The organism is Methanonatronarchaeum thermophilum, from assembly GCF_002153915.1.
Lineage (GTDB): Archaea > Halobacteriota > Methanonatronarchaeia > Methanonatronarchaeales > Methanonatronarchaeaceae > Methanonatronarchaeum > Methanonatronarchaeum thermophilum.
This window is the reverse complement of the sequence record NZ_MRZU01000004.1, coordinates 61,423-84,799: the sequence shown is the minus strand read 5'-3', so window position 1 is coordinate 84,799 and position 23,377 is coordinate 61,423. Positions and strand designations below refer to the sequence as shown.

Annotated in this window: 30 protein-coding genes and 2 tRNA genes; 26 read left to right on the top strand and 6 right to left on the bottom strand. The window is 37.6% G+C overall.

Annotated elements, in window-relative coordinates; translation table 11 throughout:
• The first annotated feature begins 195 nt into the window (after positions 1-195).
• From AMET1_RS05350 to AMET1_RS05330, 5 genes are all read left to right on the top strand, one after another.
• Complete coding sequence (locus tag AMET1_RS05350) at positions 196-837, top strand: cobalamin B12-binding domain-containing protein (protein WP_086637468.1); 642 nt, start codon at positions 196-198, stop codon at positions 835-837.
• 68 nt (positions 838-905) lie between these two features.
• On the top strand, positions 906-2,801 hold the full coding sequence (locus tag AMET1_RS05345; RefSeq protein ID WP_086637467.1) for an ASKHA domain-containing protein: 1,896 nt from the start codon (positions 906-908) through the stop codon (positions 2,799-2,801).
• 265 nt (positions 2,802-3,066) lie between these two features.
• Positions 3,067-3,312, top strand: coding sequence for a phosphoribosylformylglycinamidine synthase subunit PurS (gene purS / locus AMET1_RS05340; protein WP_269088000.1), 246 nt, complete (start codon positions 3,067-3,069; stop codon positions 3,310-3,312).
• The gene (gene purQ, locus AMET1_RS05335) at positions 3,312-3,992 is read left to right on the top strand and encodes a phosphoribosylformylglycinamidine synthase I (protein ID WP_086637465.1); all 681 of its coding nucleotides are present in this window, start codon (positions 3,312-3,314) and stop codon (positions 3,990-3,992) included. The genes purS and purQ overlap by 1 nt, the downstream gene beginning before the upstream one ends.
• A gap of 159 nt (positions 3,993-4,151) precedes the next feature.
• Positions 4,152-4,418: a UPF0147 family protein gene (locus AMET1_RS05330; RefSeq protein ID WP_086637464.1), complete on the top strand. Its 267-nt coding sequence runs from the start codon at positions 4,152-4,154 to the stop codon at positions 4,416-4,418.
• Here AMET1_RS05330 and AMET1_RS05325 read toward each other — a convergent pair.
• The 3 genes from AMET1_RS05325 to AMET1_RS05315 all read right to left on the bottom strand — a co-directional run bounded on the left by AMET1_RS05325 (position 4,401) and on the right by AMET1_RS05315 (position 6,179).
• A complete protein-coding gene (locus AMET1_RS05325; protein ID WP_086637463.1) occupies positions 4,401-4,976 on the bottom strand; it encodes a class II aldolase/adducin family protein in 576 nt (191 codons plus the stop codon). The two genes, AMET1_RS05330 and AMET1_RS05325, sit on opposite strands and share 18 nt — an antisense overlap.
• Before the next feature lie 460 nt (positions 4,977-5,436).
• Positions 5,437-5,510 (bottom strand) — tRNA-Val (locus AMET1_RS05320).
• Between the two features lie 60 nt (positions 5,511-5,570).
• Positions 5,571-6,179, bottom strand: coding sequence for a M48 family metalloprotease (locus tag AMET1_RS05315; RefSeq protein WP_086637462.1), 609 nt, complete (start codon positions 6,177-6,179; stop codon positions 5,571-5,573).
• A 276-nt stretch (positions 6,180-6,455) separates the two neighbouring features.
• Between AMET1_RS05315 and AMET1_RS05310 the strand changes: the two genes are divergently transcribed.
• The 13 genes from AMET1_RS05310 (at position 6,456) to AMET1_RS05255 (ending at position 16,713) form a co-directional block, all read left to right on the top strand.
• Positions 6,456-6,899 (top strand): helix-turn-helix domain-containing protein, encoded by a 444-nt coding sequence (locus AMET1_RS05310; RefSeq protein ID WP_086637461.1) that lies wholly within the window; start codon positions 6,456-6,458, stop codon positions 6,897-6,899.
• A gap of 1 nt (position 6,900) precedes the next feature.
• Positions 6,901-9,165, top strand: a complete 2,265-nt coding sequence (ppsA, locus tag AMET1_RS05305) for a phosphoenolpyruvate synthase (RefSeq protein WP_086637460.1) — start codon at positions 6,901-6,903, stop codon at positions 9,163-9,165.
• 17 nt (positions 9,166-9,182) lie between these two features.
• The gene (gene dph2 / locus AMET1_RS05300) at positions 9,183-10,166 is read left to right on the top strand and encodes a diphthamide biosynthesis enzyme Dph2 (protein WP_086637459.1); all 984 of its coding nucleotides are present in this window, start codon (positions 9,183-9,185) and stop codon (positions 10,164-10,166) included.
• 4 nt (positions 10,167-10,170) lie between these two features.
• Positions 10,171-10,773 (top strand): METTL5 family protein, encoded by a 603-nt coding sequence (locus AMET1_RS05295; RefSeq protein ID WP_086637458.1) that lies wholly within the window; start codon positions 10,171-10,173, stop codon positions 10,771-10,773.
• A gap of 2 nt (positions 10,774-10,775) precedes the next feature.
• Positions 10,776-11,348: an exosome complex RNA-binding protein Csl4 gene (locus AMET1_RS05290; protein ID WP_086637457.1), complete on the top strand. Its 573-nt coding sequence runs from the start codon at positions 10,776-10,778 to the stop codon at positions 11,346-11,348.
• Complete coding sequence (locus tag AMET1_RS05285; RefSeq protein ID WP_086637456.1) at positions 11,348-11,623, top strand: DNA-directed RNA polymerase subunit L; 276 nt, start codon at positions 11,348-11,350, stop codon at positions 11,621-11,623. The genes AMET1_RS05290 and AMET1_RS05285 overlap by 1 nt, the downstream gene beginning before the upstream one ends.
• 4 nt (positions 11,624-11,627) lie before the next feature.
• Positions 11,628-12,245: an endonuclease V gene (locus AMET1_RS05280; RefSeq protein WP_086637455.1), complete on the top strand. Its 618-nt coding sequence runs from the start codon at positions 11,628-11,630 to the stop codon at positions 12,243-12,245.
• A 13-nt stretch (positions 12,246-12,258) separates the two neighbouring features.
• Positions 12,259-12,432: a hypothetical protein gene (locus AMET1_RS07915; protein WP_161490789.1), complete on the top strand. Its 174-nt coding sequence runs from the start codon at positions 12,259-12,261 to the stop codon at positions 12,430-12,432.
• The gene (locus AMET1_RS05275) at positions 12,429-12,644 is read left to right on the top strand and encodes a hypothetical protein (RefSeq protein ID WP_086637454.1); all 216 of its coding nucleotides are present in this window, start codon (positions 12,429-12,431) and stop codon (positions 12,642-12,644) included. Before AMET1_RS07915 ends, AMET1_RS05275 begins: the two co-directional genes overlap by 4 nt.
• A 199-nt stretch (positions 12,645-12,843) precedes the next feature.
• On the top strand, positions 12,844-13,914 hold the full coding sequence (locus AMET1_RS05270; RefSeq protein ID WP_086637453.1) for a 60S ribosomal export protein NMD3: 1,071 nt from the start codon (positions 12,844-12,846) through the stop codon (positions 13,912-13,914).
• Positions 13,911-15,488: a GTPBP1 family GTP-binding protein gene (locus AMET1_RS05265; protein WP_086637452.1), complete on the top strand. Its 1,578-nt coding sequence runs from the start codon at positions 13,911-13,913 to the stop codon at positions 15,486-15,488. The genes AMET1_RS05270 and AMET1_RS05265 overlap by 4 nt, the downstream gene beginning before the upstream one ends.
• A gap of 93 nt (positions 15,489-15,581) precedes the next feature.
• On the top strand, positions 15,582-16,100 hold the full coding sequence (locus tag AMET1_RS05260; RefSeq protein ID WP_143406861.1) for a hypothetical protein: 519 nt from the start codon (positions 15,582-15,584) through the stop codon (positions 16,098-16,100).
• A 418-nt stretch (positions 16,101-16,518) separates the two neighbouring features.
• Entirely contained in the window at positions 16,519-16,713 is a 195-nt protein-coding gene (locus AMET1_RS05255; RefSeq protein ID WP_086637450.1) for a hypothetical protein, read from the top strand.
• A gap of 6 nt (positions 16,714-16,719) precedes the next feature.
• On the opposite strand, the gene AMET1_RS07910 is transcribed toward AMET1_RS05255, so the two are convergent.
• A complete protein-coding gene (locus AMET1_RS07910; RefSeq protein WP_161490788.1) occupies positions 16,720-16,875 on the bottom strand; it encodes a hypothetical protein in 156 nt (51 codons plus the stop codon).
• Between the two features lie 33 nt (positions 16,876-16,908).
• On the opposite strand from AMET1_RS07910, the gene rimI reads away from it, so the two are divergent.
• From rimI to AMET1_RS05225, 7 genes are all read left to right on the top strand, one after another.
• A complete protein-coding gene (rimI, locus tag AMET1_RS05250; RefSeq protein WP_161490787.1) occupies positions 16,909-17,382 on the top strand; it encodes a ribosomal protein S18-alanine N-acetyltransferase in 474 nt (157 codons plus the stop codon).
• Between the two features lie 29 nt (positions 17,383-17,411).
• The gene (locus AMET1_RS07905; protein WP_161490786.1) at positions 17,412-17,552 is read left to right on the top strand and encodes a hypothetical protein; all 141 of its coding nucleotides are present in this window, start codon (positions 17,412-17,414) and stop codon (positions 17,550-17,552) included.
• Positions 17,553-17,557: 5 nt separating this feature from the next.
• A complete protein-coding gene (locus AMET1_RS05245) occupies positions 17,558-17,866 on the top strand; it encodes a hypothetical protein (protein WP_143406860.1) in 309 nt (102 codons plus the stop codon).
• Positions 17,867-17,884: 18 nt separating this feature from the next.
• Positions 17,885-18,646 (top strand): class I SAM-dependent methyltransferase, encoded by a 762-nt coding sequence (locus tag AMET1_RS08055; RefSeq protein WP_086637447.1) that lies wholly within the window; start codon positions 17,885-17,887, stop codon positions 18,644-18,646.
• Positions 18,571-19,059: a UPF0146 family protein gene (locus AMET1_RS08140; protein ID WP_394334882.1), complete on the top strand. Its 489-nt coding sequence runs from the start codon at positions 18,571-18,573 to the stop codon at positions 19,057-19,059. The genes AMET1_RS08055 and AMET1_RS08140 overlap by 76 nt, the downstream gene beginning before the upstream one ends.
• A gap of 56 nt (positions 19,060-19,115) precedes the next feature.
• Positions 19,116-19,188, top strand: a tRNA-Asp gene (locus AMET1_RS05230).
• Between the two features lie 382 nt (positions 19,189-19,570).
• Positions 19,571-19,864 (top strand): DUF3243 family protein, encoded by a 294-nt coding sequence (locus AMET1_RS05225; protein WP_161490784.1) that lies wholly within the window; start codon positions 19,571-19,573, stop codon positions 19,862-19,864.
• 373 nt (positions 19,865-20,237) lie between these two features.
• Here AMET1_RS05225 and AMET1_RS05220 read toward each other — a convergent pair whose 3' ends face one another.
• A complete protein-coding gene (locus AMET1_RS05220; RefSeq protein WP_086637136.1) occupies positions 20,238-21,641 on the bottom strand; it encodes a methyltransferase MtaB domain-containing protein in 1,404 nt (467 codons plus the stop codon).
• A gap of 15 nt (positions 21,642-21,656) precedes the next feature.
• Positions 21,657-22,445, bottom strand: a complete 789-nt coding sequence (locus tag AMET1_RS05215) for a cobalamin-dependent protein (protein ID WP_086637445.1) — start codon at positions 22,443-22,445, stop codon at positions 21,657-21,659.
• 457 nt (positions 22,446-22,902) lie between these two features.
• On the opposite strand from AMET1_RS05215, the gene AMET1_RS05210 reads away from it, so the two are divergent.
• A complete protein-coding gene (locus AMET1_RS05210; protein ID WP_086637444.1) occupies positions 22,903-23,373 on the top strand; it encodes a winged helix-turn-helix transcriptional regulator in 471 nt (156 codons plus the stop codon).
• Positions 23,374-23,377 lie beyond the last annotated feature (4 nt).

Here is a 23,377-nt window from a genome sequence, read left to right as displayed (position 1 = left end):
TATAAACAAGATAATTCAAGCAAATACCTTGTATATCAATTTTTATATAAATACAACCTTTTTAAGTAGATATATCTCGATTAGAAGTTATTTAGTTTTTTCAATACCTCTTTAATCGTTTTTATAAAAAGATAGTTACCAAAATATATAATATAGGTGTTTTACATACTGTAGAATAGATAGGAGGAATAAATTATGTCAAAAGAACAAATCCTGGAAGACCTACATAACGGCGTCCTAGAAATGGACGAAGAAAAAGTATCCAACGCAGCTCAAAAAGCATTGGACGAAGGCGTAGAGCCAATGGACGCAATAATGGATGGACTAGTAAGTGGAATAGCCGAAGTCGGAGACCTATACGACAAAGGAGAAAAATTCGTACCCGAAGTACTGATGTCCTCAGAAGCATTGTACGCAGGACTCGACATACTGAAACCACATATAGACGCCGACGACCTCGGAGTCGAAGGAAAAATAGTACTTGGTGTTGCAGAAGGAGACGTACACGACATAGGTAAAAACCTAGTTAGATTGATGCTCGACGTAAGCGGAATGGAAGTAATCGATCTAGGGAAAGACGTACCAAACGACCAGTTCACCAAAAAAGCAGTAGAAGAAGATGGAGACATAATAGCTGTATCCGCAATGATGACATCAACAATGCTAGGAATCGAAGACATCGTTAAAGACGCACGCAAGAACGCACCAAACGTAAAAATACTGGCAGGTGGAGCACCACTAAACGAAAAATCAGCAATAGAAGAATTCGGAGCCGACGGATACGCACCAGACGCAACAAAAGCAGCAAAGAAAGCACTAGAACTAATGAAAGAATAAAAACCGAAAATATTTTAGAGGAAGCTAAATAAGGGTGATAACAAGAACACCCCTAGGAAGTAAATAAATTGCATATAGTTTTTGAACCCGATGGAAAAACCATCGAAATAGAGAAAGGGAAAACAATACTAGACGCAGCAGACAAAGCAGACATAGATATCAAATCGGATTGTGGTGGAAAAGGAACATGTGGAAAATGCATAATAAAGATTGAAGAAGGCCACCAATCCATATCACCCCTTATTTCAGAAGAAAAAGACAGCCTCTGTAAAGAAGAAATCGAAGAAGGATACAGGTATGCCTGTGCAGCAAAAATACAAAACCCCGGAACAGAAGTAACTGTTTCAATACCAAGCAGAAGCCGTAGAGATAAACAAGTTATACTTGAAGAAGGCCTACATGTCGATATCGAACTGGACCCACAGATCCATAAATACCAAATAAAACCAGAAAAACCCTCACTAAAAGACGACTTATCAGATTACGAAAGACTGCAGAAGATATTAAAACAAGAATATGGATTAGAGGTAGACGATATCGCTGTTAACACACTTAGAAAATTGCCAAAAAAACTTAGAAACGATTTAGGTCGGTTTAAAGAGAAATTTACAGTCACATTAAACAAAAACAAAATAATTAAAATCGAAGATAGCCATCAAGAAAAATACTACGGAATAGCTATAGACATAGGTACAACAACAGTCGTAGCCTACCTAGTAGACATGACCACCGGAGAAATCATAGACATAGCATCCGAAATGAATCCACAAATGAGATATGGCGAAGACGTAATGACCCGGGTCACAACTACATTCAGTGAAGAAAACGGCATGAATAAAATGCAAGACACAATAATCAAAGGAGTCAACAGACTTATATCCGAACTATCCGAAGACAACAACATCGATAAAAAAGACATACTAGAGGTAACAGCTGTAGGAAACACCGGCATGCACCATATATTTGCAGGAATACACCCAGAATTCATTTCAAAATCACCATATGTACAAGGAATAAGAGACGCAGTAAACCTAACACCAGCAGACGCTGGAGTTGAAATATACGAAGACGGAAACATACACATACTCCCAACAGTAAGCGGGTGGATGGGGGCAGACACAATCGGATGCCTACTAACAACAACACCATACAAACAAGACCCAATCCAACTGATGATAGACGTCGGCACAAACGGAGAAATCGTACTTGGAAACAAAGACAGAATGATAGGTGCATCATGTGCAGCAGGTCCTGCACTTGAAGGAGCTCACATGAAATATGGAATGAGAGCAGCGCCAGGAGCAATACAATACATAAACTTAAACGAAGAACTCGAACCACAACTCGACGTAATCGGAGACCAACCACCCAAAGGAATCTGCGGCTCCGGAATCATAGACGCTATCGCAGAACTCGTAAGAACCGGAATAATCAACAAAGACGGTACATACAACAAAAACGCAGAAACAGATCGATTACGAGAAACCGAATCAGGCCTAGAATACGTATTAGCATACAAATCTGAATACAACTCCAAACACGACGTAACATTAACAAACCAAGACATACGAGAAGTACAGCTCGCAAAAGGAGCAATATCAGCAGGTGCACACATACTAATGGATGAACTAGGAATAGACAAACCAGACGAAATAATGCTGGCCGGAGCCTTCGGAAACTACATCGACAAGATATCAGCCCTTACAATAGGACTGTTCCCAGAAGTAGGTATAGACGATATAAAGATGGCTGGAAATGCAGCGGGGGTCGGAGCAAGACTAGCACTAATAGACAAAAACAAAAGACAAAAAGCCAGAGAACTACCAACCCAAATAAAATACTACAGACTAGCAACACATGAAGACTTCGACATGGAGTTCGCAAGAGCCCAATACTTCCCACACATGGAAATGGATAAATATCCAAACTACGAAAAAATACAAGAACTCAGACGCTGCAGGTGACATCCTCACATATCAACCCGTGCGATTTGGAAGGTGTCTTCTCGGCCACTTAGATAGAAACACCATTCCTAAAAAATGGTATTGGTTCTAAATCAAAAAACCCCTACACCCCTTATTTTTTCATTATTTTAACACCACAACCCCAAAAAACCTTTTTTACTTGCATACTTTGAGTTTTTCACTATGCTATGTTTTTGTGTAGGTATACATGGATAGACTAAAGTATATTTAGAATTACTGTAGACTGGATATAGGGGGTTTCTCCATAACTTACGATGTAGTTGTAGATATAAAACTTAAGGAAGGAATGCTTGACCCAGAAGGCAATACAACGAAAAGGTCGCTGGAGCTGCTTGGTTACAACAATGTAAATCAAGTTAGAGTTGGTAAAAAAATTTTCTTAGAAATCGATGGTAGTTCAAAGGAACAAGTAATCGAAGATGTAGATAAGATGTGTCGGAAATTACTTGCTAACCCTGTCATACATAACTACGAAATAAGGGTGGATTGATGACGAATATAGCGATCATCAAGTTTCCGGGGTCAAACTGCGACCTTGATGTCAAAAAAATATATGAAGAGATACTCGATGTCAAGGCCGAATTGATTTGGTATAAACAGGATATTGAAAAAGACTATGACGGAGTGATAATACCTGGTGGTTTTTCATATGGAGATTACCTTAGATCCGGAGCTATAGCTGCCAAAACTCCTATAATGGAATCTATCAAGGAGTATGCTGATAACGGAGGAAAGGTCTTTGGAATTTGCAATGGATTCCAGATACTCACAGAAGTTGGGTTGCTACCAGGTACATTGATGACGAACAAATACCCTAAATTTAAATGCCAATCAACATACATAAGAATTGAAAGCAACAGCTCAGTGTTCACCTCAAACTACAATGAAAACGAAGTTATTAAAATACCAATAGCTCATAAAGATGGAAATTATATTGCAAAAGAAAAAACATACAGGGAAATAAAAGAGAACGATCAGATTGCCTTTAAATACGTTGATGAAAAAGGCCGAACAACCCAAAAATCCAATCCAAATGGATCTAAAGACAATATAGCTGGTGTAATGAATCAAGAAAAAAACATACTGGGTATGATGCCACATCCTGAAAGAGCTTCGGACAAACTACTTAGGTCAAATGATGGATTGAAAATACTAAAATCGATTACCTAAACATAAATAAAAGGTATAATCCATTAAAAACACCACAAAACCAATACTCATTTTTTATTTTTTATTTGGAGTATGAATAAAATAACCTCAAAAAAGATAAAAGGCTTAATAACAAATAATCTTTAGTATTTATTTTGTTAATTAACGAGGTTGATTAATATGAGTCAAGATAATAAAAAAGAGATTGAGAGATGTTTTCATGTTCTCGATAAAATAATAAATGATAATTCTATTCCAAAAAACATTAGAAGGGCAGCTAAAAACGCTAAAACAGAGATGCAGAGCGATGAAGACCTAACAGTTAGGGCAACAAACGCAATAACAGAGTTAAACGAAGTTAACGAAGATCCAAACATACCTGTCCACGCAAGAACCGAGATATGGAATGCAATATCAATCCTTGAAGGACTAACCGTCGATAACTAATTCAAGATAGTATTGTCTAGCATCTCTCTCAACAGTTTCAGTGAGGGAGACGGCTCTCTCCAAACTATCTGTTTTAACAAACAATCCATGGTTCCTAACAAGAGCCACTTCATTTTTTTTTAAATAATCTGATACTTTTTCAGCTAACTCTAGAGATCCAGCATCAAACTCAGGTAGAACTTCAATTTTATTACCTATTAGTTCAAGTGCACCCTCACTTCTAAACTCAATTTCATCTATTTTTTCGGACAAGACAACTGAGTAATCAGGATGAGAATGAAGAATACAACCTGGCCCTGTTTTTTCATATGTTTTAATATGAAGAGGAGTTTCGCTTGAAGGAACTAGACCCCCACCCCTTTGTTTCAACTGGAACGAATCAAGCCGACATTCTAAAAAAACAAAGTCAGAAGTGGTTATGTTTTTTAAATCTGTTCCCGAAGAGCTGATTAAAAGAAGAGGATCTTCATAAACACTGATGTTACCGCTATATCCTGGAAAAAAGCTATTGTTTCCCATACATTTAACGATTTTAACTATATCTCCAACTTTATTCATCTAAATAAAACCAATATACATTTTAACTTCTCATTAATTAACTCCAACCTAAAGATTAAACAAAAATAATTTACTAAATACTTTAAATTATTTAAAAATATTTAGTCTATATAATATAATTAGAAAGATTTATATACTTACAGTTCTTAGTTAACCGTGGTACATTTTCTTTAATATATATAATAATATCAACCTACTCATTTCCTAGTTTGCACTTGAAACAAAGGGGTGGGGGTCTTTCTTTAAAAATTATATTCTTAATTAAATAAGTTAGTTAATTAAATTTAAGACCCCTTCATTTCAATTGGAACTAAATATAATTTCTGGATAAAAAATCGGTATTTGGTTGTCGGAAAATGTATTTCTTAGATTTATTTTTAAAAATTAGAATTGGTTTTGATTTTCCTTAGAAAATTATTTTTTATAGAAAAATAGTTTGTTTTTGTTTTTGTTTTTTTAGTGGGCCCGACCGGATTCGAACCGGTGACCTCCGCCATGTCAAGGCGACGTCATGACCAACTAGACCACAGGCCCTTTTTTTGATTTTATTGTCTGTTATTTGATTTTTGGTACTTGCATATATTTTTATTGGTTTTATGTTTGTTTTATTTTGTTTATTCTTTTTTGGATTGGTGGGTGGGTTGTGTATGGGTGGAATAGTATGTAGTATATTGTTGTTGTTCCTGGGTCTGTTTTTGGTTTTGTGTTTTTCTGTATTTTTTTAAGTGCGGATATCAGCCAGTTTTTGTTTGTTCCTAGTGTTGTGGCTGCGTATTTGTCGCATTTTAGTTCTATGTTTTGTGATATTTTTGTGATTATTTTTGGTAGTATTATTCTTGTTGCTGTTATTGTTGTTATTGTTATTGATGTTGTGGTTGGGTTTGGTATGTTTGTTATGAGTATGTATATGCTTGTTACTATTATCGTTGTGTAGATTAGTGTTGTTATCGTTAGTAGTAGGGATAGTGTTTTTGTTTTTGAGTGGCCTATTTCGTGGAGTATTACTGCGAATATTTCTTCTTTTTTTAGTTCTTGTAGTAGTCCTTGGTTTATCTGTATGTATTTTTTTTGGAAAAATAGTGATCTTGCGTTGAGGGTTTTGTTTGGGGATATGAGTATTTTTGGTGGTTGTATTTTGTAGTATTTAAATAGTTGGTTTAGTCTTGGGTATTGTTTTATGTTTTTTATTTTGTATCCTAGCATTCTTATCAGTTTTTTGGTCCTTTGTTTCGTTTGGAGTTTTTTGTGTGGTTTTTGTTTTGTTTTTGTTGTTTTTAGTTGTTGTTTTTGGTTTTGGTTTTTGTTTGTTTGGTTTTGTGATTATTTTTTCATGTGTGGGTGTTTTGGTTGTTTTGTTTTGTGTTTTTTGTTAGGTATATTTCATATACTATCTAAAATATTGTTTTTTGGGTGATTTTTTTATCACATTGTATCAAAATATTTAAATGTTAGTCAAACCACTAAACAACAAGTGTTCATATGTCAGTTGAAGTTGAAGATGACAGTGTTTTCCTTCCAGATTGGGCTAAAGAATATGCCCGTGAAGTAGCTGGATCCATCCTACTATCTGGCAGTCCAGGTAGCATGGTTAAAAATTATAGAGATAAAACAGCCCTGACGCAAAGGCAAGTGAGTATGATAACCGATGTTTCTAGAGAAACAGTTTCAAGAATTGAAAACGATAAATTAAACCCTTCATACAAATTCATCAGGTCATTTACCGGTATAGTAGTACTATCAAGGGCAGTGAAATGTTATTTCGCGAAAAGCGAGAGAATGGGTAACAAAATCGACCTACCCTACCTCGAGAGAATTGCGTTGGAGCTTGATGTGAATCGAGACCATTTTGAAGAAATAGCTGTTTCATCTCTAGACAGCTACGACAAGAAAAAGAAAGAAGTTCTAAAATCCTTGGAGGCATGAAATATTGATTATAGCTTGGATAGATGAAGTAGACAACACAGATCTAGAGCTGGTGGGTGGTAAAGGAGCTAGCCTAGGCGAATTAAAACAAGCCGAACTACCCGTACCAGATGCTTTTGTAGTAACAGCAGAAACATTCAGAAGGTTCATAGTAGATAGTGGTATAGACAAAGAAATATTCAAAATCCTCGACGAAACAAACGTCGATAACTCAGAAGAATTACAGAAAGCAAGCCAGAAAATAAAAGAGATAATTATAGAAACTGAGACACCAGAAGACATAAAGCAAGAAGTAAACAAAGCTTACGAAAAAATATCTGAAAAAGCAGAGGGAGACAACGAGTTTGTCGCAATAAGATCTTCAGCAACTGCAGAAGACCTCCCAGACGCCAGCTTCGCAGGACAACAAGAAACATTCCTCAATATACGAGGCCAAAAAAACGTAATGGAAAAAATCAAGGAATGTTGGGCCTCCCTCTACACAGCTAGAGCAATATTCTATAGAGAAAAACAAAATTTCGAGCATTCAAAAGTCAATATTGCGGTTGTAGTTCAAAGAATGGTTAATGCAGAAAAAGCAGGAGTTATATTCACATCCCATCCAACAACCGGAGAAGATGATGTTATCATAGAAGCAGGATGGGGATTAGGAGAAGGAGTGGTATCAGGGTCAGTCTCCCCAGACCACTATATAATAAATAAAAAAGGATTCGAAATCAAAAAAAGAGACATATCAACTAAACGCACAATGTTTGACCGCGACCCCGAAACAGGTGAAACAAGACACGTAGATGTACCAGAAGACATGATGGATGAACCAACCCTAACAGACGAAGAGATCACCGAGCTAGCTAAAATGGGTGAGGGAGTGGAAAAACACTACAAAACCCCACAAGACGTGGAGTGGGCAATAGAAGACAACGAGATATACATGCTTCAATCAAGACCTATAACAACAATAACCGATGAAGAAATACCCGAAAACGAAACCTCAGGAGAAATAATCGTAGAGGGACTTGGAGCATCACCAGGAATTGGAGCAGGAACTGTAAAAATAGTTAAAAACCTAGACGAACTCGACAAAGTAAAAGAAGGAGACATACTCGTAACATCCATGACAACCCCTGACATGGTTCCAGCGATGAAAAAAGCATCTGCTATAGTCACCGACGAAGGAGGCCTAACATGCCACGCAGCAATAGTATCAAGAGAGCTAAGCACACCAGCTGTAGTAGGGGCCAACGGAGCGAGCAAAACCCTCAAAGACGGAGAAGAAGTAACAGTCGATGGAGAGAAAGGAAAGATCTACAAAGGAAAAATCAAGAAAGAAAAAACACAGAAAACAGAGAAAACAGTGGTAAAAACAGAGAACAACATAGTAACAGCAACAGACATAAAAGTAAACGTCTCAATACCAGAGGCAGCGGAAAGAGCAGCTCAAACAGGAGCAGATGGAGTCGGGTTACTCAGAATAGAACACCTGGTGCTCGGCCTAAACAGACACCCACAATCCTACGCAGAAAAAGGGGAACAAGAAGAATTCATCCGAGAACTAGAAAACGGAATCAGAAAAGTCGCAGACGAATTCTACCCAAAACCAGTTTGGATACGTACATTAGACGCTCCAACAGATGAATTCAGAAGTTTAGAAGGTGGCGACAGAGAACCAGAAGAACACAACCCAATGCTAGGATTCAGAGGAATAAGAAGAGACCTCAAATACACAGAAATATTCGAAATGCAGATCAAAGCGATAAAAAAACTCATCGAAAAAGGATATACAAACCTCGGACTCATGCTACCATTGATACAACACCCAAAAGAAGTAAAACAAGCCAAAGAAATGATGAAAGAACACAACCTCGACCTCGAAAAAATAGATTTCGGAATAATGGTCGAAACACCAGCCGCCTCACTAATAATCGAAGACATAATCAAAGAAGACATAGACTTCATAAGCTTCGGAACAAACGACCTAACACAATACACACTAGCAGTTGACCGAAACAACGAAAGAGTATCCGGAAATTACGACGAAAGACATCCAGCAGTACTCAAACTAATAGAAAGAGTAATAGAAAAATGCAACGAAGCCGACGTAAAAACATCTATATGCGGCCAAGCAGGAAGCTATCCAGACATAGTAGACAGACTTGTAAACATGGGTATAACAAGCGTCTCCGCAAACATCGACTCGGTAAGAGAAATAAGAAAAACAGTCGCCAAAAAAGAAAAACAAATGTTGCTAGACTCAATCCGAAAATAAAAAACCTAAAAAACAGGATGACACACAACATACCAATAAACCAGATAATTGAAACAATAAAACAACGACAGCCAAACCTAGTTTCAATACAACTCCCAGAAGGATTAAAACGAAAAGCACAGAAACTCAGTGAAACAATAGAAGAAAAAACAAACACCCACACACTAATATCAGGCGACCCCTGCTACGGAGCCTGCGACATAGAAGACTGGGAACTCAAAAAACTAGGTGTAGACCTAATAATCCATCTAGGCCATTCAGAGATACCATTAAACACCGAGATCGAAGTAGTGTACTACGACATACAACTAGAAACCGATTTAAACAACCTAATAACACAGGTAACTAAAAAACTAGATAAAAAGGTGGGGTTGATAACAACAATACAACACCACCACCTCCTCCAAGACATCAAACAAAAACTCAGTGAAAACAACATAAAAACAGCCATAGGCCATGGAGACAACGCAATAGCTAAACCAGGACAGGTATTAGGCTGCAATTTCTCAGCAACAGATATAGATGTAGATCAATACCTCTATATCGGTACAGGAAACTTCCATCCAACCGGCGTAGCATACTCAACAAACAAACCAGTCATAATACTCGACCCCGAAAAACAAGAAATCAGAGAGATAAAAGACACAGAAAACTTCCAGAAAAAAAGATACGCAACAATAGCCAAAGCACAGAAAGCCAGCACGATAGGAGTCATATTAGGCACAAAAACAGGTCAAACACGAAAAAAACTAGCAATACAAATCAAAGAAAGACTAAAAAAAGAAGAATACAAAGCCACAGTAATCACAATGGAGGAAGTCACACCCAACCGACTACTACAACTCGGATACGACGCATACATAAACACCGGATGTCCAAGGATCACATACGACGACCAAAAAAGATATAGAAAACCAATACTAACACCAAACGAACACGAAATCCTCGTTGGAGACAGAGATTGGAGCGACCTCAAATTCGATGAAATAAGACGCAAGTGATCCAATGAACAAAAAACAACTAGAAATAAAACTAACACAACTAAATGGATTCAAAAAACCAAACCCCAAACTAGAACAATACCAAACACCACCAGGAATCGTAGCATCAATAGTATACCTAGCATACATGCAAGGAAACATAAAAAACAAAACAATAACCGACCTCGGATGTGGAACAGGAGCATTCGCAATAGCAGCAAAACTAATGGGCGCCAAAAAAACAATCGGAGTAGACATAGACCCCGAACCACTTAAAACAGCAAAGAAAAACGCCCAAAAACTAGATCTAGACATAACCTGGATAGAAAAAAACGTAAAAAACTACAGTGGAACCAGCGACACAGTACTACAAAACCCCCCATTCGGAGCACAAAAAAAAGGAAGCGACCGAGAATTCATAAAAACAGCCCTAAAAACCGCCAAAACCACATACTCAATCCACAACCAAGGAACCCACCAATTCATCAAAAAATACATAAAACAACACGGCGGCCATATATCCGAAAAAACAACCCTCTCATTCCCAATAGGGAGAACATTTAACTTTCATAAAAAGAAACAGAAACCTGTTAAGGTTAATCTTTATAAATTTATTAGAGACAGTTGACAATGATTAATAATAGTTTTACAACCCCAGGTGAGCTCATCGGCACATCCGAAGAATTCACCGGGAAAGAAGGAACATACGAAAAAGACGGTAATGTATACGCCTCATTGACAGGAATCGTACACGTCAACGAGGAAGACAGGTCTGTATGGGTCGAACCAAAAACATCCGTCCCACCAGTACCTGAGAAAGGCGACGAAATAATAGGTAAAGTGAGAGATGTAAAAGACTCAATAGTACTCATAAACATCGCAAGCCTCGTAGGAAGCGAAGACAGAGAAATAGCAGTAAACGAAGTAGGCGCCATACACGTATCAAACGTAAGCGACGACTACGTAAAAGACCTCGAAAACAAATTCAGAGCCGGAGACATAGTAAGAGCAAAAATAATAGTGGAAAAACCAGGAGCAATAGACCTAACCACAAACGAACCACAACTAGGAGTATTAAGCGCCAAATGCACAAAATGCAACGGATACCTCAAAAAAACCCAAAACGGAAAACTCAAATGCACAAGCTGCGAAAAAACAGAAACAAGAAAAATATCAACCGAATTCGGTAAGGAGCTGAAATAATGGAGATAGACATACTTGAAGAAAACGACAGAGAAATAAAAATCGCATTAATCAACCAAGACCACACAATAGCAAACCTAATGAAATCAATATTCCTAGAAGACGAAAGAATCGAAATAGCCTCATACAACATAGACCACCCAACACTAAGCGACCCCATACTCCACATAAAAGCAAAAGAAAACACAGACCTACACCAAACAATAAACGAAATACTCGAAAAAACAATAGAAGAATTCAAAGACCTCGAAAAACAATTCGCAGAAACCAAATAAACCCATGAAAATAAAAGAGGAAATAAGAGTCCTCGGGGTCGACGACGGCCCCTACCAAAAAAACAAAAACCAAAACCAAAACCAAAACCAAAACCAAAAGACAATCGTCGTTGGAACAGTATACAGAGGCGGTTCCTGGATAGACGGTGTCACAAGAACGGACATCAAAATCGATGGTTTAGACGCAACCAACAAAATCGGTCAAATGACAGTTAACTCCAAACACCACAACCAAATCAGAGCCATATTCCTAGACGGAATAACATACGGCGGAATGAACACAGTCAACATCGAAAAACTCTACAAACAAACAGACAAACCAGTGATCGCAGTATCAAGACAAAAACCAAACTTCAAACAAATCAAAAAAGCGATACAAAACCTACCAAACCCCAAAAAACGATGGAAGCACGTAAAAAACGCAGGAAAACCAATACAAGTAAACACAACACCAAACCCCAAAGAAAAACCAATCTACATACAACCCAAAGGAATCGACAAAAAATCAGCAATAGAACTAACCAAACACACATCAACAAGAAGCAGAATACCTGAACCAATAAGAGTAGCCCACCTAATAGCAACAGGCATAACAACCGGAGACTCACACGGAGGAGCCTAAAAGAGGTCATAAAATGAAAAAATACAAAAAAACCTTCACAGTAAAAAAAATCGAAACAATAAACGATAGAAAAATAATCGAACTAATAAACAAACAAGGCCTAGGCAACCTCAAAATAACACTACCAACAAACACCGAAATAAACAAAGGAGACACATACACAGTCACAATACAGGAAAAACAATGAAAAAAACAATCAACCAAATACAACCAAACCTCCCACAAAAAGAGGTCAACAAACAAACATTCAAAAACATATGGAAAGGCAACAAAAAAACACTAAAACAACTAAAACCAAACCAAAAATACAAAATAACCCACAAAAACCAATGGATAATACTAAAAACAAACCAAAAAAACAAAATACAGATATACGCAGCCAAATACAAACCATACTAAAAAAAACAAACCCCCCACAACCCACAACCCCAAACCCAGTAAACCTAAACAAACTCAATTCAAAATATACGGAAACGTGATGGAGAAAATATCATTCTTTTTTGTTTATTTTTTATTTCGTTTCTCGGTTTTTTCTTTTGATAGCGTTTTTGGTGTGTTTTTATAAAAAAGCTATTTTTGATGTAAACATTATACTAGTATGATGTTTTGTCCTTCATGCGGAAAAGAAACTTCCAGTGAGAACAGGCTTTGTAGGGAGTGTTTCTTGAAAAACGTAGATATAGTTAAAATACCTGAGTATGTAGATGTAGATGTTTGTGTTAAATGTGGAGCTCATAGGGAGGGTGATACATGGATAGATCACGAGGAGAACTCGAGGTTGGTTTCAGCGGAAATGGCTATCATGTCAGAGCTTGAGGTTCATAGGTTGGTTGAAGACCTTGATATAGCTATAGCACTAGATATAGATTCGGATCCTGTCCAAGGAGAAGTGTATATAACCGGGATTGTGGAGAACGAGCCGATAGAAATTGCAGAAGAAACTACTGTTAGATTGAGGGATACGTCGTGTGAAAGATGTAATAAGGTGTCTGCAGGATATTTTGAATCTGTGGTTCAGGTTAGAAGGCCTGGAATCGATTTGACAGACCAAGAGATAAGGTCTATGCATAACTCTTCTTTGAAACTATCGGAGGAAGCTAGACAGAATGAGAGAATGGCTTACATTGCAGATATAGCAAAAACCGATGGTGGGTTCGACATCTACACAGGAACAAAGGAATTAGGGATGAAGATAGCTAAGTTGATTAAGAAACAGTATGGTGGTACATACACACAATCTGCTACATTAATCGGGGAACAGGATGGACAGAGGGTGTATAGGAAATCATATTCATTGAAACTACCTCCATTCCGAAAAGGAGACATAATAAATTTGGAAGGAAAACCCATCGGGATAACCGGGACAGGTCGAACAATAACCGGAATCGACCTTGAAACAGCCAGTCAATACAGAAACGACTGGAGATATATGAAGGATGAAGATATAGATAGAATTGGAAACCTAAAAGATGTGGAGCCAGGGGTCATATCGATGGTTTCAGAAAACGAAGTACAGGTTGTAGAGCCAATTGAATATAAAAATGTAACTTTAAAACGACCTTCGTTCATTAAAAAAATCGATGAAGGAACCGAAAAAGGAGTATTTAAACACAACGGAACCATCTATCTGATTCCAGAGATATTTACCAAAACCAAAATAAAAGAATGAAAGAACTAAACAGGCTTATAAAAGAAGGCGAGAACGGGGATGTCGAATTCAAAGAATACCTAAAAGAAGACATCCACTTAAAAACCAGCCGAAAGATGGGGTTAGCAAGCCAACTGAAATATCGGTTGTTAGAGGGCAACGGCTCCGCAAGATACGTAATCGGAGTTAGAGACGACGGTTCGATACGAGGATTGGACAAAAAAGAATTCAAAGAAACTGTCAACGTCATAACAGAGATAGCAAATGACATTGGAGCACAGATAGTCGATGTAACCGAACAGAACATAGATGCAAAGACAGTAGGACTCATCAAAATAAACTCCAAATCAAACCAACTTGAACATCTAATTATAGGTACAGCAGGCCACGTAGACCATGGAAAAAGCACATTGCTAGGGGCAATAGTGACCGGACAGCCCGATAACGGCTCTGGAAAAGCAAGGTCATACTTCGACGTACAACCCCATGAAATCGAGCGTGGATTAAGCGCAGACCTAAGTTATGGAGTATACGGATTCAACCATAAAGGCCAGCCAATAAAACTGAAAAACCCATTAAACAACCAAGAGAAAAGTAGAGTAATATCAAACGGAGTTAAAGTAATCTCTTTCGTAGACACAGTAGGCCACGAACCCTGGCTCCGAACAACAATAAGAGGCATCGTAGGCCAGAAACTTGATTACGGCCTACTCGTCATAGCAGCAGACGACGGAGTAACCCACGTAACAAAAGAACACCTAGGAATACTACTAGCAATGGACCTCCCTACAATGGTTGCTGTAACCAAAACAGACCTCGTGGACAAAAAAAGAACAAACGAGGTAATCGATCAAACCACAAGACTACTAAAAAAAGTAGGGAAAGTCCCATACAAAATAAAAAAGAAACAAGACATCGAAACGATACTAAAAAAACAAAACGACTTATTGATCCCAATAATAAAAACCTCCGCAGTAACAATGGAAGGAATACCACTACTCGACCGTTTGTTCTATTGCTTAACACCACGTAAAAAACAAAACGACCAGCCATTCCGCATGTACATAGACAAGGTATACAAAGTAACCGGTATCGGACGGGTCGTTAGCGGGACAGTGATGACAGGTAAAATAAAAACAGGAGAAAAAGCATTACTCGGTCCAATCGACAACGAATACAAGGAAGTTAAGATACAGACCATAGAAATGCACCACCACCGAGTTGAAGAAGCTTCAGCAGGAGATATAGTCGGAATATCAGTCAAAGGAGCAGAAAACACCCAAATAAAACGCGGAATGGCAATATGCTCACCAAAAGCAAAACCAAAAACAGTACGCGAATTCGTAGCTGAAATAATGGTGCTAAACCACCCCACAAAAATAGAGAAAGGATACGAACCAGTAATCCACATAGAAACAATATCAGAAGCAACCACATTCAAAGAAATAAAAGGAAACTACATAACTGCAGGAGAAAAAACCCTAGCAAAACTCAGATTCAAATTCAACTCCCACTGCGTACATGAAGGCCAGAAATTCATTTTCCGAGAAGGTAAAAGCAAAGGAATCGGAACAATCAAAGAAATAAACATATAAAAACAAAATAACCCTGAATACAAACAAAATAACCCTCCTATTTTTTCTACACCACCTAAAAGTTAAAGATTTAAAGGAATATTCACTACTGGGATGGCCCGGAAAATACCTATCCAGTGGCTCAAGCTATGCAACTACTGTGAAATGCGTTTCTATTTAAACCTAACCAACAATTTCTGGGCAGGATACAACGAAGAAACACCACCCACAAACAACCCAAACCAAAACAACAAACAAACAAAAAAACAAAAACAAGAGAAACCAAGCATCGAAATAACAATCGAAGACGCCTTACAGAGAACAAGAGGAACCGACGAAATCCTAATCGGCCGCGACGTACACCTAGTAGGAGAACAACTAGCCGGCCGCATAGACCAAATACACATAGAAGACTGCCGAATAATCATAACCAAAAACAACAAATGCAGCGTACCATACCCCCCAGACAGAATAAAAGTATTCGCCTACTGCGTAATGTTCGAAAAAAAATTCAACCCAAACCGAACACTCTACGCAAAACTCAGAAACCAAAAAAACAACAAAGTGATCTACATCGAAAGATACAGCGACATATGGCGAGACAAAGTAAAAAACCAAATACAAACAATATAGGAAATATCAAAAAAAGAAAAAAAACCAAAAACAACACAACACAAAGACAGATGCCATAGATGCGAATTCAACGGCCAATGCAAAGCAACATCAAAAAAGAAAAAAAGCATATTCTAAGGGAACAGCGAGAGTTCCACCGGCCACCCGACCCGTGTTTGTTCACATACAACAAAACACCAAGAAACAAAACAAGAAAATAGAGTTTTTTTATTTTCAACCTACCTCTGTTTCTTGTCGAAAACACCTTAAAACCCAGTAATCCTTAATGATTTTTCAATATATATCATGGTTTTAAACACCTCTTTTTTTGAATAAAAACACCTGAACACCTAAAAAACGATTTAATTTGTAATGATTATTCATTTCTAAAAATCTTTATATGTAGAGCTGTTAAATCATATATTGAAAGGTGAAAAAAATGAAAACAAAAACAAACATCAAAAGAGAAATCACCAAAAAAGACCTAGACCTATGTTCACTAGAAATACACGACGCCCTAGAATCCCGAATAGAAAGAATGAAAAAAGAAACTTCAGACATAACCACAAACCACTGCCCACTCACAATACACAACGGCCTCGAATCCCGAATAGAAAGAATAAACAAATACTAATCAACCTTAAGCTTGTATAAAAGGGATATGGCCAGAGGGCCCTAATAAAAGCCCGCCTCCGGTTCTGGCCATATCCCACCCTAAACTCATTTTTATAAACTTTTTATCAATTTTTACAACCAACCCTACGAGACCACCATATCTCTCTAAATCAATATACATAGAAACTCAAAATATAAAATGGAGATTGGTGAATTGAAAAAACAAATAGAAATCAGGCCATTCAACCCAAAAGACCTAATCCAAATAACAAAAATCGAAACAAAAGTATTCGACCAAGAATCATTCCACCCATACATATTTCTCGAATACAACAAACCAAAAAACACATTCTACGTAGCTGAAATAAAAAACCAGGTAGTAGGTTACGTAATAATAACAACCCGTTTTCCCAAAAAAGCAAAAATAATATCGATAGCGATCCATCCAAACCACCAATCAAAAGGAATAGGCAGCAAACTAATAAAAAAAGCAATAAACCAAACAAAAAAACAAGGAACCAAAAAAATCACATTAGAAGTTAAAAAAACCAACAACAAAGCAATAAAATTCTACAAAAAACACGGATTCCAAAAAACCAAAACAAAAAAACAGTACTACAGCGATGGGGAAGACGCATTATACATGACCAAAAAAACACAGCCACACAAAACCAACCTAAAAAACTAAAAAAACAAAAAACCAATATCCTAACCACTATGAACAAAAAACTAGATAAACTACTCGACCTATTCGTAGACGAAGGCGAAATGGGAATAGAAATAAAAGACCTCGTACTAAGATACGACAACAAAAAAATCCACGTAGAAGGCAACATGCAGTTTAAAATCGAAGAGTGATCATGTTGGACGTGAAAGGAAACTTCGCACTAAACATAGGAGGGGAAAAAACAGCCACCCTCCACATCCAAGAAAAACAAATAACAATAAACATAAAGAAAATAACAAAAATCACAAAAATACTAAAAAAAATCTACCAACAAACAAAACAACAAAAACCAAAAACAAAAAACCAAGAAACAACAGAACTACCAATAAAACTCATAACACACCTAAACCAAAAAGGATACAAAATAAAAATAAAAATAAAAGGCCTAACAATAATCCGAGACCTAAACCCAGAAAACCTAAAAATAATAAACAAATTCATATAAAAAACCAGATCGAAAAAAATGAAAGGAAAAAAATGGTACAAAAACCAAGAAATCGCTGAAAAATACGAACCAAAAAGATTCAGTGGCGCAGGAGGAACATACATAAACCAAACCGAAAAATCCTGCGTAAAAAAAACACTAGGACAAATAAAAAACAAAAAAATCCTAGAAATAGCAACAGGAACAGGCCGATTCTCACTAATGCTCGCCGAAAACGGAGCCGACGTAACAGCATGCGACATATCCACACCAATGCTAGAAATAGCCCAAGACAAAGCAGAAAGAAAAGGCCTAACCAACAAAATAAACTTCTTCAAAGGCGACGCAGAAAAACTACCATTCAAAGACAACACATTCGACAAAGTAATGGCAATACGATTCATGCACCTAGTAGACGACCCCGAAAAATTCCTCAAAGAAATGGCCAGAGTAACAAAAGACACAGTAATATTCGACACATTCAACCTCCAAAGCTTCAGAATACTCTACAACAAAATACTACCAATGGACAGCCGCCTATACTCAGAAAACGAAGTAAAACAACTAGCCAAAAAAACAAACCTACAGATAACCAAAAAAATAGACAGCTTCGTAATACCATTCGCAGTATACAGATACACACCCGACCTACTAGCAAACACACTAAAAGAAATAGACTACACAATGCTCAACAAACAAACAGGAAAAAAACTCAGCTCAGTAACATACTGGAAACTAAAGAAAAAAACAAAAGGAGGCAAAAACAAATCCCACAAAAAATCCACGGACACAAACAAATAACAAACTACATAACAAAAAACTACAAAAACGCAGAAAAAATAATCGAAATAGGACCCGGAAAACACCTAGAATTCACCCACACCCTAAACAAAAACCTAAAAGCAGAAATAATACCAATAGACATAAAAAAACATCCAAAAACAACCCAAGACAACGTATTCAACCCAAACATACAGATATACAAAAACACAGACCTAATATACTCAATAAGACCCCCACTAGAAATACAAAAACCAATAGCAGAAATAACAAACAAAGTACAAGCAGACCTAATAATAAAACCATTCGAAAAAGAAATACAAAACCTCTCCAAACACCTACAAGAATTCAAACTAAAAAACCTAGGACCAATCCCAATATACATCGGAAAACCAAAACCAAAAAACAAAAAACCACCATTCAACCAAAACTAATTTATACCTCCAAAACAATTCAACTCCGGGCCAACGCCCACCAAAACAATAAAACTGCCCGAGTAGTGTAGTGGCCCATCATGTGGCCCTGTCGAGGCTACGACCCGGGTTCAAATCCCGGCTCGGGCGTTAACCCTCAGTGTTTAAAACCCCACACTAATTTTATAAGAAATAAAAAAGTGCTAGTTTAACCTGCAGGATAACCAAAAAACCATTTTTTCCACATCCACTTTCGCACTAACTCGGCTTCTAAAACCCAGAATAGCATTTATAACCAACTTTAAATCATCAAAATAAAATTCTAAGACCTCTAAATCAATCCTGCTTCGATACTTATTAAAAATTATTTTAAAAATATCCTCAAAAAACCAAAATAAATCCAAACAAACAAAAAACGTTTTCTTGATTTTATATAATTATAAATTTATCAATGAAATTTAGTTTAAAAAAATAATATAATTTTTTAATTGAATAAATTATATAAATTATGATTTACCAATTAGTAATTACCATGAGTTTGAAAAAGGAAGAAGATGCCTGTATTAAATCTATGGATTTGACTGAAGATTGGGATGCATGGCTTGATAGGCTCCGAAGTGGTGTTAAAACTGCTGAGAAACTAGGTATGTCTGAAGAAAGAATCCAAAAGGTAGGGAAAAGACTTGCGGACCATTTATCTAAAAGTGTATGTGCCTCCACACCAGAGGAACAACTTATGAAAGATCTTTGGAATGTAGCAAGCGAAGAAGAAAGAGAAGCAATGACCTCTGTGTTCTTCAAACTACTAGATAAAAGGGAAAACTAAATCAGTTTCCCTATTTTTTTATCAAAATTAAAAACCAAATGTAAAATAAAACCTGCTTTTTAATAAGAAAGTTGTATATAAATAGGTTTTATCTTTATATCCCGGTGGATAGTTCTTTTTTAACTTAAGCTCTTTTTGATGTTTTTTTGGGTTTGTTGGGATGGCTTTTGATGGCTTTTAGCTCTCTTTGTTTTTTGTTTTTAGTGTTGTTGTGCATAGGTGTTATGTATTAGTCATGGGTTGTTTAGGTAGATGAGGTACCCCTCCTTATGTGTGGGAGGGGTGGATTTTGGCGTTTTAAAGGAAATGGACCTGGTTGGGTAAAGGCGAGATAACCCTTGCCAGATCCAGTGTTTGTGTTTTTTTGGTTTTTTTATAGACCGTAGTTTTTGGGGTTGAATTTTGGTAGGTCGCCGTATTCGTTGAGGCATTCTTCTACGAATTTGTCTTCGTCTTCTGGTAGTGCTCTTAGGTCGGTGACTACTTTCTCTAACGTATCTTTTTCGTGTGCGCTGAGTTGGAGTTTTCCTTGTTCTTGTGCGTCTTCGATTAGTTCGGCTGCTTTGATTGCTGCTGCTTTGGATCTTCTGTAGTAGCTGTCTCCTTCTTCAACCATAGCTTCTCCTATTTTGTAGGCGTTGTCATATGCAATGATGTAGCTTTCTGGTGATCTGTATCTGTCTGAGGCCATGTAGATGTCTCTTAGTGTTTTGTCTTCTCCTAGTTCTTTGGCTGTGTTCATGAGGGATACTTCGTATCCTACTGCTTCTGCCCATGTTCCGCTGCTCCATCCACTGAATTCTTCATGGAATTCGGCTGACTCGTTGGACCATCCGTCACATACTTGAGCCGCTAGGTTACCCATCAAATCAGCATGCGCAACACTGCAATCCTTTCCCTCCATTACGGTTGGTTTGCCTGCTATTGCTTTTACGATTGGTCCTTCGTATCCGCAGTCTTTGTCTGGGCCGGTTGCTCCTTGTTCCCAGGCGACTATTGTTCGTCCTGCGCAGATTGCTCTTGTGATTGCGCTGAATGTTCTTGCTATGTCTTGGTCTAGGTATCCTCCGGCTATGAACATTGCTGTGTTTGCTGCTGGGCAGTTTGTGTCTCCTCCGGGTATTACGTTGTTTTTTTGTGCGATGTCGACTATTTGGCTCCAGAGCCATTCCATGTCGATTGATCCTAGGTATCCGATTCCGAATAGGAATGCTTTTATGTCTCCTCTTTGTATTCCGTAGTCGGCTAGTTCCATTCCGCCTGAGGATTCTATTTTTAGTACGTCTGCTCCGTTTTCGGCTGCTATTTCGAAGCTGCCTATTACTTTTTCTGGGTAGTATGATTCTCTGTCTTGTCCGTGTCTTAGTCCTTTTTCGGAGACTCTTAGGTCTGGTATTGTGTGTGTTGTTGCTGTTGCTATTCCGTATTCGTCCGCAAACTCCTCGGCGATTGCTGCTTGTTGTGCGATTGCTGGTTCTTGTGCGTATTCTACTGGGTTTTCTCCCATTTGGTGTACCCATTCGTTTTCTATTTCTTGTGTTGGGAAGCCTAGTGTTACTGCTCTTTGTAGTATTGTTTTGGTTATTTTTCGGAATTCTGTTTTGAGTTTTTCGGGTCGTGCTTCTGCTCCTGGTCTTGGTGCGATCTTGGTTACTCCGAATACTTGGCCGCCTCCTGCGGTTATTTGTGGGCCGTGTCCGTATGTTACAGGTTCTTTTGCTTCTCCGAACACCATTTCTTCTGCATCGTCATACGCCATTTCAGTATATTTAGCCATTTTTAACACCTCCATTTATGCTGCAGAAGGCACGATTTCGTCGTACTCTTCTCTTATTTCTTCCCAAGTCTTTCCTTCTTTAACTGCTTCGCAGATGCTTGGTCCGTCTGCTGCTTCGTCTGCGTATATTCCCATTGGGAATCTGTGTACGAATGATTGGTTTACGGCTCCACCGGCTCCGATGAAGGGTACGTCTATTCCTTCTTCTTGTAGTCTTTTGGCTACTCGTGGGAAGGCTGTTTGTGTTGTTGTCATTAGGGCTGTTCCTGTTACTACGTCTGGGTTTTCTTTTTTGACTGCGTCTACTACGTCTTCGACTGGTACGTCTCGCCCCATGTCGATTATTTGGTAGCCTTGTGCTTTGAGCATTGCTGCTGCGATGTCTTTTCCTATGTCGTGTGGGTCTCCTTCTGCTGCGTGCATTACTACTTTTCCTTTTGCTTCTCTTGTTCTTCCTTTGCTAGCCATTGCGTCTTCGCAGAGTTCTATACCTTTACCCATCGCGTCTCCTGCGAGTATGAGTTGTGGTAGGTAGTATATTCCTCTTGCATAGAGTTCTCCGTTGATGTCCATTCCTGGGATTAGTCCTTTGTTTATGACGTCTTCTGGTTCGTGTTTGTTGAGTGCTTTTTCTACTTCGTCGGTTACGTCTTCTAGGAAAACTAGTTTTTGTGTTATTGTTCTCCATGGTTCTTCTTCGGGTGCCATTTCGTTAAATACGTCTTCGGGTGTAGCTTCTTGTTCCACCTTGATGTCGTATCGTATGAATATGTTTTCAAGGTTTGCTGCACTTACTTTTACCATTTTTTTCTCTCCACTTTTTAACTGATTTGACAAGATATATAAAGTTTTTGTTTATTAAGTGTTCTAAGGCTTTTATTTTGGTTTTAGTTAATTAATAACACTTTAATTGTTAAAAAAAAGTCTATAAACAATATATTTTAGTCATAAGCTGGGTAGAATTGACTATAAACTGAAAAGAACTGAACATTTTGTGAAAAAAATATTCATAAACTGGGAGAAAATATCAAAAATAAAACTGATAAACTACAGTAGATAGGTTTTGGTTCTATGGGTTTTGTTTAACACAAATAAAATACGGGAATAAAATATATCTAGTGTAGCTGTATACTGGTTTATGTTGGGGGGTATCAAAAATATGGGTATAGGTTCGGGTGGTTTCAGTTCTATACTGAATTTATTTATAACTTCAAAGTTGACTAAAATATTAGGTTTATTGGCTGGGGTTTGAGGATTTATAATGGGTCTGGACACACTGCAGAAACAAATATTGAATGAATTGTATGAGGGCCGGAGTTCTTACTCTGAAATTGGGGATAAACTTGACATAAGTCAGACAACGGTTTATAGGAAGATAAAGGAGATGGAGGAGGAAGGGTATATCCAAAAGAACCGAGCTATTCTCCCTAACTACAATAAACTGAATATCTCTGTTGTCGCTTTAGGAATATCTTTAAAGGATATTGAATCGGAGGATAAAATTATTGAGATTCTTAAAAAGGAGGAGTACTCCAACATACTCTTTAGAGGTTATTTGGAGCACAGCATAATTTCTATACTGTTTTGTGAGGAAGGTAAAGCCGGTAAGGCGGTTAAAAAACTTAAGAACGAGTTTAGGCAGAACAATATAAATCCTGAATCGGTTGACATAACGATCAGTACATCGATAGAGAAGATAGATATGTTGCCTAACCTATCTAAAACACTCTAAATCT

What these genes read in the sequence shown, in the direction of transcription:
- AMET1_RS05350 (WP_086637468.1), top strand. Translation starts at nt 196, where the DNA reads ATGTCAAAAGAACAAATCCTGGAAGACCTACATAACGGCGTCCTAGAA.
- purQ (WP_086637465.1), top strand. Translation starts at nt 3,312, where the DNA reads ATGACGAATATAGCGATCATCAAGTTTCCGGGGTCAAACTGCGACCTT.
- AMET1_RS05330 (WP_086637464.1), top strand. Translation starts at nt 4,152, where the DNA reads ATGAGTCAAGATAATAAAAAAGAGATTGAGAGATGTTTTCATGTTCTC.
- AMET1_RS05325 (WP_086637463.1), bottom strand. Translation starts at nt 4,976, where the DNA reads ATGAATAAAGTTGGAGATATAGTTAAAATCGTTAAATGTATGGGAAAC.
- AMET1_RS05315 (WP_086637462.1), bottom strand. Translation starts at nt 6,179, where the DNA reads ATGCTAGGATACAAAATAAAAAACATAAAACAATACCCAAGACTAAAC.
- AMET1_RS05310 (WP_086637461.1), top strand. Translation starts at nt 6,456, where the DNA reads ATGTCAGTTGAAGTTGAAGATGACAGTGTTTTCCTTCCAGATTGGGCT.
- dph2 (WP_086637459.1), top strand. Translation starts at nt 9,183, where the DNA reads ATGACACACAACATACCAATAAACCAGATAATTGAAACAATAAAACAA.
- AMET1_RS05295 (WP_086637458.1), top strand. Translation starts at nt 10,171, where the DNA reads ATGAACAAAAAACAACTAGAAATAAAACTAACACAACTAAATGGATTC.
- AMET1_RS05290 (WP_086637457.1), top strand. Translation starts at nt 10,776, where the DNA reads ATGATTAATAATAGTTTTACAACCCCAGGTGAGCTCATCGGCACATCC.
- AMET1_RS05285 (WP_086637456.1), top strand. Translation starts at nt 11,348, where the DNA reads ATGGAGATAGACATACTTGAAGAAAACGACAGAGAAATAAAAATCGCA.
- AMET1_RS05280 (WP_086637455.1), top strand. Translation starts at nt 11,628, where the DNA reads ATGAAAATAAAAGAGGAAATAAGAGTCCTCGGGGTCGACGACGGCCCC.
- AMET1_RS07915 (WP_161490789.1), top strand. Translation starts at nt 12,259, where the DNA reads ATGAAAAAATACAAAAAAACCTTCACAGTAAAAAAAATCGAAACAATA.
- AMET1_RS05275 (WP_086637454.1), top strand. Translation starts at nt 12,429, where the DNA reads ATGAAAAAAACAATCAACCAAATACAACCAAACCTCCCACAAAAAGAG.
- AMET1_RS05270 (WP_086637453.1), top strand. Translation starts at nt 12,844, where the DNA reads ATGATGTTTTGTCCTTCATGCGGAAAAGAAACTTCCAGTGAGAACAGG.
- AMET1_RS05265 (WP_086637452.1), top strand. Translation starts at nt 13,911, where the DNA reads ATGAAAGAACTAAACAGGCTTATAAAAGAAGGCGAGAACGGGGATGTC.
- AMET1_RS05260 (WP_143406861.1), top strand. Translation starts at nt 15,582, where the DNA reads ATGGCCCGGAAAATACCTATCCAGTGGCTCAAGCTATGCAACTACTGT.
- AMET1_RS05255 (WP_086637450.1), top strand. Translation starts at nt 16,519, where the DNA reads ATGAAAACAAAAACAAACATCAAAAGAGAAATCACCAAAAAAGACCTA.
- AMET1_RS07910 (WP_161490788.1), bottom strand. Translation starts at nt 16,875, where the DNA reads ATGTATATTGATTTAGAGAGATATGGTGGTCTCGTAGGGTTGGTTGTA.
- AMET1_RS07905 (WP_161490786.1), top strand. Translation starts at nt 17,412, where the DNA reads ATGAACAAAAAACTAGATAAACTACTCGACCTATTCGTAGACGAAGGC.
- AMET1_RS08055 (WP_086637447.1), top strand. Translation starts at nt 17,885, where the DNA reads ATGAAAGGAAAAAAATGGTACAAAAACCAAGAAATCGCTGAAAAATAC.
- AMET1_RS05225 (WP_161490784.1), top strand. Translation starts at nt 19,571, where the DNA reads ATGAGTTTGAAAAAGGAAGAAGATGCCTGTATTAAATCTATGGATTTG.
- AMET1_RS05220 (WP_086637136.1), bottom strand. Translation starts at nt 21,641, where the DNA reads ATGGCTAAATATACTGAAATGGCGTATGACGATGCAGAAGAAATGGTG.
- AMET1_RS05215 (WP_086637445.1), bottom strand. Translation starts at nt 22,445, where the DNA reads ATGGTAAAAGTAAGTGCAGCAAACCTTGAAAACATATTCATACGATAC.
- AMET1_RS05210 (WP_086637444.1), top strand. Translation starts at nt 22,903, where the DNA reads ATGGGTCTGGACACACTGCAGAAACAAATATTGAATGAATTGTATGAG.